This window comes from Labrenzia sp. C1B70 (genome assembly GCF_000475395.1).
In the GTDB taxonomy this organism is placed as follows: domain Bacteria; phylum Pseudomonadota; class Alphaproteobacteria; order Rhizobiales; family Stappiaceae; genus Roseibium; species Roseibium algicola.
Genome location: NZ_AXCE01000062.1, coordinates 541,129 through 553,442, shown reverse-complemented (window position 1 = coordinate 553,442; position 12,314 = coordinate 541,129). Strand labels below are relative to the sequence as shown.

General features: G+C 59.9%; 10 protein-coding genes. 5 read left to right on the top strand and 5 right to left on the bottom strand.

Features of this window, described 5'->3' with window-relative positions; all coding sequences use genetic code 11:
• Nucleotides 1–180: 180 nt before the first annotated feature.
• Nucleotides 181–2,298, top strand: coding sequence for a DEAD/DEAH box helicase (locus Q666_RS63405; protein WP_023001764.1), 2,118 nt, complete (start codon nucleotides 181–183; stop codon nucleotides 2,296–2,298).
• Between the two features lie 47 nt (nucleotides 2,299–2,345).
• On the opposite strand, the gene Q666_RS65305 is transcribed toward Q666_RS63405, so the two are convergent.
• The 4 genes from Q666_RS65305 to Q666_RS63390 form a co-directional block, all read right to left on the bottom strand.
• Nucleotides 2,346–3,749 carry a right-handed parallel beta-helix repeat-containing protein gene (locus Q666_RS65305; protein WP_023001765.1) on the bottom strand — a complete coding sequence of 468 codons (1,404 nt, stop codon included), beginning with the start codon at nucleotides 3,747–3,749 and terminating at the stop codon, nucleotides 2,346–2,348.
• The gene (locus Q666_RS63400) at nucleotides 3,742–4,185 is read right to left on the bottom strand and encodes a DUF4440 domain-containing protein (RefSeq protein WP_023001766.1); all 444 of its coding nucleotides are present in this window, start codon (nucleotides 4,183–4,185) and stop codon (nucleotides 3,742–3,744) included. The genes Q666_RS65305 and Q666_RS63400 overlap by 8 nt, the downstream gene beginning before the upstream one ends.
• Before the next feature lie 52 nt (nucleotides 4,186–4,237).
• A complete protein-coding gene (locus Q666_RS63395) occupies nucleotides 4,238–5,260 on the bottom strand; it encodes a ligase-associated DNA damage response exonuclease (RefSeq protein WP_023001767.1) in 1,023 nt (340 codons plus the stop codon).
• A gap of 92 nt (nucleotides 5,261–5,352) precedes the next feature.
• Nucleotides 5,353–6,258: a DUF4189 domain-containing protein gene (locus tag Q666_RS63390; RefSeq protein ID WP_023001768.1), complete on the bottom strand. Its 906-nt coding sequence runs from the start codon at nucleotides 6,256–6,258 to the stop codon at nucleotides 5,353–5,355.
• A 137-nt stretch (nucleotides 6,259–6,395) separates the two neighbouring features.
• Here Q666_RS63390 and Q666_RS63385 point away from each other — a divergent pair, with 137 nt between their 5' ends.
• From Q666_RS63385 to Q666_RS63370, 4 genes are all read left to right on the top strand, one after another.
• Nucleotides 6,396–8,900, top strand: a complete 2,505-nt coding sequence (locus Q666_RS63385) for a ligase-associated DNA damage response DEXH box helicase (protein WP_023001769.1) — start codon at nucleotides 6,396–6,398, stop codon at nucleotides 8,898–8,900.
• On the top strand, nucleotides 8,897–9,634 hold the full coding sequence (gene pdeM, locus Q666_RS63380) for a ligase-associated DNA damage response endonuclease PdeM (protein ID WP_023001770.1): 738 nt from the start codon (nucleotides 8,897–8,899) through the stop codon (nucleotides 9,632–9,634). The genes Q666_RS63385 and pdeM overlap by 4 nt, the downstream gene beginning before the upstream one ends.
• Before the next feature lie 50 nt (nucleotides 9,635–9,684).
• Nucleotides 9,685–10,617, top strand: coding sequence for an AraC family transcriptional regulator (locus Q666_RS63375; protein ID WP_023001771.1), 933 nt, complete (start codon nucleotides 9,685–9,687; stop codon nucleotides 10,615–10,617).
• A gap of 132 nt (nucleotides 10,618–10,749) precedes the next feature.
• A complete protein-coding gene (locus Q666_RS63370; protein WP_023001772.1) occupies nucleotides 10,750–11,037 on the top strand; it encodes an antibiotic biosynthesis monooxygenase family protein in 288 nt (95 codons plus the stop codon).
• Here Q666_RS63370 and Q666_RS63365 read toward each other — a convergent pair.
• Nucleotides 11,034–12,164, bottom strand: a complete 1,131-nt coding sequence (locus Q666_RS63365; protein ID WP_023001773.1) for an AI-2E family transporter — start codon at nucleotides 12,162–12,164, stop codon at nucleotides 11,034–11,036. The genes Q666_RS63370 and Q666_RS63365 overlap by 4 nt on opposite strands.
• Nucleotides 12,165–12,314: the final 150 nt, after the last annotated feature.

Here is a 12,314-nt window from a genome sequence, read left to right as displayed (position 1 = left end):
ATCGGGAAATTCACTGCTGTTTTTGCCAGTGCACCACTTTCACGCCTGAAAAATGCGGGATGGACGACAAGGAAAAATGCCTGTATAAGCCGCGGCCATCAATGGGCCGATAACTGGATGGCCCTATCCGGTAGACTGCTGACTGGCATGCAGAAGATCCGGAGCAGTTGAAAGATTTCTATGACCGATTTGACTTCTCTCGCCCCGGCGCTGAAGGCCGCGCTGGCGAAACGTGGCTATGAAAACCTCACCTCCGTGCAGGAAAGCGTTCTAAGCGACGCTCCGCCGGAAGCCGACCTTCTGGTATCTGCGCAGACCGGGTCCGGCAAGACCGTTGCCTTTGGCCTCGCACTCGCCCCGACGCTGCTTGACGGCCAGGACAGCCTCGGCCAGGCAGGCGCTCCCATTGCGCTGGCCATTGCACCGACCCGCGAACTTGCCCTTCAGGTGAAGGAAGAACTGACCTGGCTTTATAATGAAGCCGGCGCCGTAACGGCCTCTTGTGTCGGCGGCATGGACCCGCGCACCGAACGGCGGACACTGGAACGCGGTGTTCATATTGTCGTGGGAACGCCTGGCCGCCTGCGCGATCATATCGAACGTGGCGCACTGGACCTGTCGGAAATCAAGGCTGTCGTGCTCGACGAAGCCGACGAGATGCTCGACATGGGCTTCCGCGAAGACCTGGAATTCATTCTGGATACCGCGCCGCAGGACCGCCGCACGCTGATGTTCTCAGCAACGGTTCCAAAGCCGATTGCAGAACTCGCCAAGCGCTTCCAGAAAGATGCCGTTCGACTGTCGACCATCAACGCTCGCGAACAGCACGGCGACATTGACTACGTCGCGCATCCGGTTGCTCCGAACGAGCGCGAAAACGCCATCATCAACGTGCTGCGCCAGCATGAAGCGGAAAAGGCAATCGTCTTCTGCTCGACGCGTGAAGCTGTCAGCCGGCTGACATCGCGCCTCGCGAACCGCGGTTTCTCCATCGTGTCCCTTTCCGGTGAACTCAGCCAGGAACAGCGCTCCAGCGCACTGGCCGCGATGAAGGACGGCCGCGCCCGTGTGTGTGTGGCAACCGACGTTGCCGCACGCGGTATCGACCTGCCGAACCTCGATCTGGTGATCCACGCCGACCTGCCGACAGGCAAGGCCGCCCTGCTGCACCGCTCCGGCCGTACGGGCCGTGCCGGCCGCAAGGGCACCTGTGTGCTCATGGTTCCCTTCCCGCGCCGCCGCCAGGCAGAGCGCGTGCTTCATTTTGCCGGTATCACGGCGACCTGGAAGGGTGCTCCAACCGCCGACGATATCCGTGCCAAGGACAAGGAACGGCTTCTGGCCGATCCCGCACTCAAGGTGGAACTGGAAGAAGAAGAACTGGCGATCGCGAACGAGCTGCTTGCGCTTCACAGCCCGGAACAGCTTGCTGCCGCCTTCGTCAAGCTGCGTCAGTCGCGTCTGCCCGCTCCCGAAGAAGTTTCCGATCTCGATGAGACCTCGCTTCGAGGCAGGGACGCCGGCTCGCGCGGCGGTCGCAACGCGGAAATCACCGGCAAGTTCGAAGACGGCATCTGGTTCTCGCTGTCGCTCGGCCACCGCCAGCGCGCAGAACCGCGCTGGATCCTTCCGATGATCTGCCGTGCCGGTCACGTCACCAAGAAGGAAGTCGGCGCGATCAAGATCTTCCAGAACGAGCTCTACTTCGAAATCGCCGGCAGTCATGGCCAGCGCTTCGCCGATGTGGTCAAGCGCGAAGGCACGGGCGAGGAAAATGCCACCATCACACTGCTTGATGCACGTGGCGGCAAGATTCCTGCCCCGCCGAAGGAAGACGGCTTCCGCCGTGACCGGTCTGACCGTTCCGGCCCGCCCAAGCGCCGTCCACGTGGTGCAGATGCACCGGATTATGAAAACCTCGGTGCCGAAGACAGCATGAAATCCGGCCGGCCGAAGCGCGAAGGCAGAGGCAAGTTCGACGGTCCCAAAGGCAAATTCGACGGGCCGCGCGGCAAGTTTGACGGACCTCGCGGCAAATCCCGCCGCCGGTCCGGTGACGACGATTTCGTGCCGCACCACCCTGCCTACGAGCCTCTGAACACCAAGGACCTGGCTCGCGACCTCGACGGCGGCGACCGCGCTCCCAAGCGCAAGGAACGTGCCGCGGATGGCCCGGACGGCGACCGGCGCAAGCCGCGGACCCGGTCGGCTGCCAACTCCGCGCCGCCAAAGAAAAAGGCCGCAAAGAAAAACAAGCCGTCGCGCGCCGAGCGCAAGGCCTCGAAAACAAAGCCCTGACAGAAAGCCGGTGACCCGTGTCACCGGCTTTTTTCATTTGAACCGGTCTAGATCTGTCCCGTCTTGCAGGTATCCGGCGCAGGCCCGGATGAACCAGCATCGGGCTGGACGATGACAGTGTCCTTGTGCTCGTCATCGGCCAGAAAGCTGTTCTGCAGGAAGCTTCGCGACGAGGGCGAGGCATTCTTGTTGCCTTCTATCACTGTTCCCTCTATCGGCCGGTTCAGCATTTTTGCCCGGAACGGACTGCCGAGATAAAGGTATTCGAAGTCTCCCACAAACAGATTGTCCTGGACCGTGTTGCCGTCGTCCTCGATCCGGATGCCCGTGACAAGGTTCTCGAAGCAGTTGTCCTGATATGTGTTGTCTTCGGCGAAATCCTCGTAAAGGTGCAGCTCCATCGGAAACGGCCATCTGGGAGCAAGCGCGTTCTTGTCGACAAAACCGGCGATGAGTTCCGGGTTGAAGTGATACCCCAGAAAAGTGTCGGACTTCCCCCATGGGCGGTCACCCATCATCGGGGCCAGTGAAACAGGACTGTCGTAAGGGCTCTTGTCGCCGCAGTCCCACATCACCAGGTCGCGCGCCTGGCGCGAGGCAACCCAGATGCCGATGTCCATGTTCCGAAAGACGTTGCCGCGGATGACGTTGCCGTCCGATCCTTGCAGGCGTGGTCGGCTTTCCGGGTTGGTGGTGTGGAACTCCCAACAGTTCTTGTAGTGAAAGATGCCGCCGAAAGCGTTGCTGTCGAAGATGTTGTTTTCGATCAGGTTGTACGCGGACCCATCCACGGACAGTCCTTCTCGGCGGGTCGGGCCGATGCGCCGGATGCCCTTGTTGGTGAAGAGGCCATTGTTGCGGATCAGATTGCCGGAAACGACGTTCTTCTGCGACCCATGCTCCAGATAGATGCCAACATGGTGACCATCGGCAACGATGGAATTACGGATCGTCGCGCCGACGACGTAGTGATCGACAAAGACACCTGTCATGTAGGACTTGGTGATGGTCAGATGGTCGAGAACAACCCCTTGAGACGAATTTGCCCGCGCCTCGTCCCGCGCCGCCGCATCATCCGACGGCGTTTGACCTTCAATCAGGATGCCGCCGGTATCGTCGAGGCGACAATCGCGAATGGAGATGTTTTTCAGGCCTGGCCGAATGGTAATGCCGCGCCGGTGCATGCCCGTGATGGTGCCACCGCGGCAATCCAGCAGGATGTTGTCGGCAGAAATGACGACCGGTTCCGTATAACGGCAATCGGTCTCCAGCAACACCTTGCCAGGCGTCATCTCCGGAAGTGTGCAGGCTCGCAAGGTTTCCGGTGCTGGCGTCAATGCCCCATAGATAGCCCGCGTTTCGCCCGCTGCGGTTCCCGACAGGACCGAAAGCAGGCAAAGGATCGGCAGCAGGGCAAGGCACCCTGCCCTCCGGCCTGTCGTTCTATTCATTGACGATGCAGGCAATAACCCAATCCGCTCCGTCCTGGATAAGCTGATAATGGCAGGTGAATTCGAACACGGCTTCGCCGTCCGCCGTTTCCTGGCTCCAGTCGAGGGTCACCAGTGCGACCGAGCCGCTCACGTGGCTGGATACGACGTGAAAGTCCGAATGGGACACGCCTTCCTTCTCCAATGCCTGAAGGAGCGCTTCGATGTTCTCGATCAACTCTTCGTCGTCGTTGAAGACATGCCCCTTCTCGTGCTGCCAGATGATGGTCGGCAGGGCGAAGCAGTCGCAGATCCTGTCGATGTCATAATCGTTGAAGCCGGCCTGATAATCGTCAAAGAGCTGTGCAATCGCCTCTTCGGCTTCGCCGTTGGCACCAGCCCCGGCGCCGTTTGTCTGGCCGTTGCCGGCACCTGCAAATTCACCGTCGTCCGCCATGACTGCCTCTCCCCCAAAAGGAAATAAATGCCGCAATTTCGCGTGGGCCGGATCAGCCTTGTGCGGCCCGCGCAACGTCGGCGTCCTCGCCGTCGTCATAGCCTATCATATTGAGCGGGCGGGCGTTTCGTCCATTCAATTCGCACCAGTGGACAAGTGCCTCCTCCGCGCCATGGGTCACCCAGATCTGCTCGGCACCCGTTTCCAGAATGGTGCGGCAAAGGTCGTCCCAGTCGGCATGGTCGGACAGGATCAGAGGCAACTCTGCCCCTCTTTGTCGCGCCCGCGCCCGAACACGCATCCACCCCGAGGCCATTGCCGCGACCGGGTCGCCGAACCGGCGGGACCAACGGTCCGAAAGCTGGCCGGGCGGACACATGACAATTTCACCGGCAAGCTCCTTGCCACGCTGGCCGACAGGTTCGACATCGCCAAGTTCGATCCCCTGGCTTCGGTAATAGGCCGTCAGCTTCTCCAATGCGCCGTGAAGGTAGACCGTCTTTTGGTAACCGGCCGCCCGCAATTCTGCGAGAACACGTTGCGCCTTGCCGAGCGCATAGGCACCGACCAGATGGGTCTGCTCCGGAAACAGCTCCAGCGACGACAGTAGCTTGGCAATCTCCTCTCGCGCCGGGGGATGACGAAACACCGGCAGACCGAAGGTCGCCTCGGTAACGAAGGTATCGCAGGGCACCACTTCGAAAGGCGCGCAGGTTGGGTCTGCCTGCCGTTTGTAGTCTCCCGATACGACGGTTCGCCGCCCGGCAGATGACAGCAGAACCTGTGCAGAGCCAAGTACATGACCTGCCGGGTGCAGCGAGATCTCGACATCCCGAAGCTTCAACGTCTCGCCATATCCGATCGCCTGCGCCGATCCGCAGAAGTTCTCGCCATAGCGGATTGCCATGATGTCGAGGGTCTGGCCCGTTGCCAGCACCGCGCCATGACCCGAACGCGCATGATCTGCGTGGCCATGCGTGATGACCGCCTTTTCGACCGGGCGGACGGGGTCGATATGGACACCTGCTTCAGGACAATAGAGGCCTTCGGGTGTCAGCGTCAGTAGATCGGACATCCGTCGCTAGATAGGTCTGATTTGCGGATGTGCCATGGCCATGCGTCGAAAAGGTCGCATGGCCATGGCGTCGTGGTTCACTGGCAAGTGGCTCACTGACAATAGGAATACTCGATACGGCAGCCGCTTGCGCCGCTGTTCGAGCACCAGCCCATGGCAAAGTTCATCGCTGCCTGCTCGCTGTCGCCAGCGCCAATACCGTTGCTGGAAGGCGAAACGGCCAATGCATGGCACCTTGCCTGGGTGGCGTCCGCAATCCGGCATTGATTGTTGCCGCAATATTGCATGGCGAATTGTTCCGCGGCTGCCCTGGTGGGGGCAGCGCCATGACCAAAGGCTCCACCAGGTGCCAGGGCAAACGCCATCCAGCCACCACCGAGTTGCTGAGCCACTTTCGTGGCCGGCTGCGCAGACGCCTGCGCACCACAAGCTTGATAGACACCGGCAATCTTCGAGCCGTTGGAGCACATGATTCCGCCCCACTGGAAACCGCGCAATCCGCTGTCGGCCACAACTTCAAACCAGTCGTAGCCGTCCATTCGAACACCACTGTTTTTCAGGATGGTGACCCAGGTCCCCTCCGAAAGGCTGCCGACCTGCGCGAAATTCGTTCCCGGACCTGCGCGCAACTTGCCTCCCCGAGATTGGCCCTGGAGATTCAATTGCGTTTCATTTTTTCCAACAGCGTTGCTTGCCTGGCTCTTGCCGATGGAATCTGGCGCCGCTATTTCGCAGTTATGTGACACATCGCCAAGCCAGAGTTCAGGAACGGCTTTAGCCCGCTCAAAAGAGATTTCCTCGTCATCGTTGAAGTAACCACCCCGCCCGTCCGGCACCAGGATTGTCTTGCCGTTGATATCCTCGAGAATTGCGCGTCCCTCTTCCGGGATCGTTTCAATGAAGACGAACTGGTTGCCGAGTTTGCAACGGTAATTGAGGCTTTCCGAAGCATTTGCGCTTCCACCTGCAGACAGAACGGTTACTGACAAAAGTCCCATAAATACCAATGTTTTCAAAAGAACCTCCCCTAGGTCATATTCGCGCAGAATTGACCATAGGTCACCTGAACACAAGCTGAACAATCAAGGAACATTCCCCCTCGCCTTTCACCCATCCCTGGCCTAAAACCAAAGCCATGGACGTGCAGTTGCTACCAAACAGATTCCAAAGCTGGTTTGCCTCGCGGGGATGGGCTCCAAGGCCTCATCAGCTGCAACTGATCGATCATCTGCAACAGGACCATTCCACCCTGCTGATTGCGCCCACGGGCGCCGGGAAGACCCTGGCCGGGTTCCTGCCAAGCCTGGTGGAACTGGAAGCACAGGGCAAAAGAAAACCCGGTTCCGCGGGCAATGGCATCCACACGCTTTACATCTCGCCGCTGAAGGCACTTGCGGTCGATATTGCCCGCAACCTGGAGGCTCCGGTTTCGGAAATGGATCTTGCCGTCCGGCTGGAAACCCGCACCGGTGACACGCCCTCTCACAAGCGCCAGCGGCAAAAGCTCAATCCACCGGACATTCTGCTGACCACGCCGGAACAGATTGCCCTGCTTCTGTCGGATCCAGCCTCGGCACGGATGTTTGCCTCGCTTCGAACCGTCATTCTGGACGAGTTGCATGCGCTGGTGACCTCCAAGCGTGGCGACCTCTTGGCACTTGGCCTGGCACGGCTAAGACGTCTTGCCCCGAACCTCAAGACCATAGGCCTGTCGGCAACTGTCGCCGAACCGGATGACCTGCGCGCCTATCTTGTCGATCAGCCCGACCCGAATGGCCGGGCGCTGTCTCATGTCGTTGAGGTTGCCGGTGGCGCCAAGCCCGACATCTCGATCCTGGAGAGCGAAGAACGCGTTCCCTGGTCCGGCCACTCGTCGCGCTATGCCATTGCCGACATCTACAAGCTGATCAAGGCGCACAACGTATCGCTGCTGTTCGTCAACACGCGCAGCCAGGCCGAAATGGTGTTTCAGGAACTCTGGCGCATAAACGACGACACGCTGCCGATCGCGCTGCATCATGGCTCGCTTGATGTCGGCCAGCGGCGGAAAGTCGAAACGGCCATGGCCTCCGGTGCCCTGAAGGCCGTGGTTGCCACCTCTTCGCTGGATATGGGCATCGACTGGGGCGATATCGATCTGGTGGTCAATATCGGTGCGCCGAAAGGGGCCAGCCGCCTTGCCCAGCGGATCGGCCGTGCCAACCACCGCATGGACGAACCGTCGAAGGCGATCCTCATCCCCTCCAACCGGTTCGAGGTGCTCGAGTGTCAGGCAGCCCTTGCCGCTTCCATGCGCGGCGATCAGGACACGCCGCCGCTGCGCCAGGGCGCGCTGGACGTGCTTGCCCAGCATCTGCTCGGCCTTGCCTGCGCAGACCCGTTGGATGCAGTAGATGTCTTTAATGAAATACGGTCCTCTGAAACCTACAGGCATCTCGACTGGGAGACGTTCGAGCGGGTGCTCGATTTCGTTGCCACCGGAGGCTACGCACTGAAAAGCTACGACCAATATGCCAAGCTGCGGAAAGGCCAGGACGGGCTTTGGCGGATTTCCCACCCGAAGATCGCGCAGCAATACAGGCTGAATGTCGGCACCATCGTCGAAGCACCGATGCTCAAGGTGCGGCTGGTGCGCTCCAAGGCCGCCGGGCGAAGAACACCCGTCGGCCGCGGCGGGCGAGTTCTGGGTGAGATGGAAGAGTATTTTCTGGAGCAGATGGCGCCGGGCGACACGTTTCTTTTCGGTGGCGAGGTCGTGCGTTTCGAGGGCATCCGCGAAAACGAGGCCTATGTCTCGCGCACCACATCGGACAATCCGATGATCCCGTCCTACATGGGCGGAAAGTTTCCGCTCTCCACCTATCTCGCTGAAGGCGTCCGCACGATGCTGGCGACACCCGAGAGTTGGAAGGCGCTGCCCGAACAGGTGCGCGACTGGCTGAACATCCAGAGGGAGAAATCCGTCCTGCCCGCAAGGGACGGCTTGCTGGTGGAGACGTTTCCGCGCGCCAACAAGCACTACATGGTCTGTTATCCGTTCGAGGGACGCCTGGCGCACCAGACACTTGGCATGCTGCTGACCAAGCGCCTGGAGCGGCTGGGTGCGAACCCGCTCGGCTTCGTCGCCAACGACTATGCGCTTGCCATATGGGGCCTCGGAGACCTGTCTCTGCTGTTTTCTTCCGGCAGAATTCCTCTCGACCGATTGTTCGAGGAAGACATCCTCGGCGACGATCTCGATGCCTGGCTCGCCGAATCCAGCCTCATGAAACGTACGTTTCGTAATTGTGCCGTCATTGCCGGTCTGATCGAACGCCGCCATCCGGGGCTGGAGAAGTCGGGCCGGCAGGTAACCGTATCTTCGGACCTGATCTATGACGTGCTGCGAGCCCATGAACCAGACCACATATTACTCAAGGCAACCTGGAACGACGCCGCCGAAGGACTTTTGGATATCTCGCGTTTGGGGGAACTTCTTGCCCGGATCCGAGGACGAATCACGCATACTGAACTTCCGCACGTCTCTCCCCTTGCCGTGCCAATTCTCCTGGAAATAGGGAAGGAACCGGTCTACGGGGAGGCCATGGACACGCTGTTGGCAGAGGCAGCCGAAGAACTCGTACTGGAGGCTATGGAATGAGTGCCCTGACATCCCATTTGCGCAAATATGCTGCTGCGCCGGTATGTCATGACATTCAGATCAATGGCCAGCTGGTCGGTCTGCACGACAGCGGAATCTTGTGGTGGCCGGATGAGTCCACCCTGATCGTCGCGGATCTCCATCTTGAAAAAGGGTCCAGCTACGCCCGACGCGGCGTGATGCTTCCGCCCTATGACACCGGAGCAACGCTGGAGAAACTTGCCGGCGTAATCGATGCCTTCGATCCGGCTTGCGTCATTTGCCTTGGAGACAGTTTCCACGATCCCGACGGCTCCGACCGGTTGCCAGCGCCCTACCGCGCAATGCTGACGACCCTTCAGCTCGGCCGTGAGTGGATCTGGGTGACGGGAAACCATGATCCGATTGCACCGGTGCGCCTGTGCGGTGTAACGGTTGACGAAATCACTATCGGCCCGCTGACCTTCCGGCACGAACCAATCGAGAAGGTCGGTTCCACGTCGACCGCAGGAGAAATCTGCGGACACCTGCATCCGGCCGCCCGCGTGCGCCGCTTCGGCCGTTCGATCCGGCGGGCCTGCTTCGTTACCGACGGCACCCGTCTTGTCCTGCCCGCCTTTGGCGCGTTGACCGGTGGGCTCAATGTCACCGATGAAGCCTATGGCATGCTCTTCCGGCGACGGCAGTTTTCCGTTTTCATGCTCGGTAATGACCGCCTGTTCCCCTTCACTGCCAGCCGTCTGGTCGGGGACTGACACTTCATCTGCCGCTTGTGCTCCTGGCTGCCGTTGGCTAAGCCAGAGCTATGCTGACGAATTCTCCCGTACAAGCTTGCCACTCCGTCCATACCGACAATGCTTCGCCAGCAATCGCCGCACTGAGTGATGCCGTTCGGAAGTTTGCGAAAACGGAAGGGGTCACTCCGTCCCCACTCGGCTCCGTCTGGGCTCTGAAACTGTCGGAATGCCTTCCCTATCACCGTGGCCGGAACAAGGGACTTTCGGTCGCCGTTGCCGTCTCCGGGCTGAAACGCGTTTGCCTGGGTGACAAGCAGATCGTCAATGACCCCGGCCACGTGATCGCGTTTCATGGTGACGCTTCTTACAGCGCAGTTGTCGAGGGCACACCTGCAAAGCCCTATCTGGCCCTCAAACTGCAATTGTCACCTGAGCTGATTGCTCAAACACTGGTTCGCCTTGCCGAAACCGATGCCCATGCGTCTTCCCCGGCCAAAGGCGCGCTTATCTCCTGTGAACCACTGGACGATGAACTCGCCGGTTCGCTGCTGCGCCTCGTCACCTCTTTTCGGGATCCAGCCGACTGCAATGTTCTGGCACCGCTGTGCCTGCAGGAAATCTGTTACCGGATCCTGCGGTCCGACGCCTTTGGCGTCTTGAGGACCCTGGTCAGCGCAAGGGATGAAAGGCTGGTCAATGCCTTGCGCTATATCGAGACCCATGCGGCACGACCGGAGCTGACGATTGCCGAAATTGCAGCCGAAGTTGCCATGAGCCCCTCCCATTTCGCACATGGTTTCACTGCTCTGTTCGGTCAGTCCCCGCTTCAATACCGCAAGCAGCTACGTCTCGACCGCGCCCGGCAACACCTGCTGACGTCAAACGCCAGCGTGGCCCGTGCAGCCGAGGCTGCCGGCTATGCAAGCACGTCCCACTTCACGCGTGATTTCAAATCCGCTTTCGGCATGGCTCCGCGCCAATATGCCGAAACTCTGGACTAGCCTCGCCAGAACGGTACTTGAGGAAAGTTCCGCAGGATCGGGCAGCCGTTCAGCAGGAATGGATCTGTCGCCAACTGCCTTGGCTGTTTATCCCATGCCGGCAACATACAGCCGACGCGGAAAGGATCCCCCATGGCCATCAAAGTTGTCGTTCAATTCAAGGCTCTCAAGGACCGGCAAGAGGCGTTTGAAACCATCATGCACTCGGTTTCGGCCGATCTTCCGGGCGTATCCGGATGTCAAGGTGTCGAGGTTCTGAAGGACCTGGATGATGCATGCCGCTTCACGCTTGTCGAAAGCTGGGAAAACAAAGCAATCCACAAGGCACATATCGAAGGACTGATTGCTGATGGAACCTGGGCCATGATTTCCGGTCATCTCGCCGAAGATCCGGTAAGTGGCTATTTTCAGACGCTCTAGCGATCGGGCAAGGTCGTTACTGCAGGCGGCCTTTTCTCGCCTGCCTTCACCCAAGCAATGATCAGTTCGTAGAACACCGCCAGGATGACGGGCCCGAGGAAGAGACCGATCAAGCCATAGGCAATGGTGCCGCCGAGAACGCCGATCAGGATCACCAGCATCGGCACGTTGAGGCCACGGGACATCAGGATTGGCCGCAGGACATTGTCGATGAGCATCACAGGAACGATCAGCACAGTGAACAGGAGTGCCGGCACCAGTTCCCAGGAGCTCCAGGCCCAGATGATCGTGGGAATAATCACCAGTGCCGGACCAATCTGGATAATACACAGGATCAGCGCCACGAAGGTCAGGACGCCGGCAAGCGGCACGGAAAACGCTATCAGCACGATCCCTGTCAGCAGCCCCTGGACGACAGCAACACCGATGACACCGCGCGAGACGTTGCGGATGGTGGCACCGGCCAGATCGACAAATTCCGATCCGCGCGGCGCGATGATGCGGTCGGCAAACAGCTTGCTGCCCTTTGCCAGGGACGGGGCCGGCACAAACAGGCAGCCTGCGAGTATGATGGAGACGATGAAAAACAGCACGCTGCCACTGAGTGAAGCCAGAACACCGAGGATGCGGCTGCCGGCCGGCACCAGCGTCGGCCCGACCTTGGCCAGAAGTTGTTCCAGCCCCTGACCGGCGAGTTGCCAGAATTCGGAAATCTTGGCACCGACGACCGGCAACCCGGCGAGTTTCTCAGGCAGGGGCGGCAGCTTGAGGACGCCGTTCGCCATGCCGTGGTACCAGCCCTGAAGCGTGTCCACGAGACTGACGATCAACACGGCAACGGGACCGATCACGATTGCAAGACAGCAGAGCGTTATCAGGACTGCTGCAAGAACCTTTCGTCCACCAAGCCTGGCGGCGAGCCAGTCAAACACCGGATAGAGTGCGACCGTCAGCACCACCGCCCAGACCAGGAACAGAAAGAACGGCGCGACGAGCTGAAGTGAAAAATAGGCAAAGAGCCCCAGAACGCCCAGGCGGATGGCGATATCGATGACCTTTGCATCCAGTGTCGGGTCAGGTTTCACAACTGTTTCCACCCGTTGTGTGGATGAGGGTTCTTCTGTCATGTCCGCCTGCCCCAACAGCCTGAAAATTCTTTGGCCTCGAGAATAGCCGCGGCGGCGGCAAGCGCCAGCGGAAAGTGCGCAAACATGCGGTTTCCGACGATAACATTCGGCGTTCAGTCAGATGGGTAAGCCCGGTAGGACACAATCGGC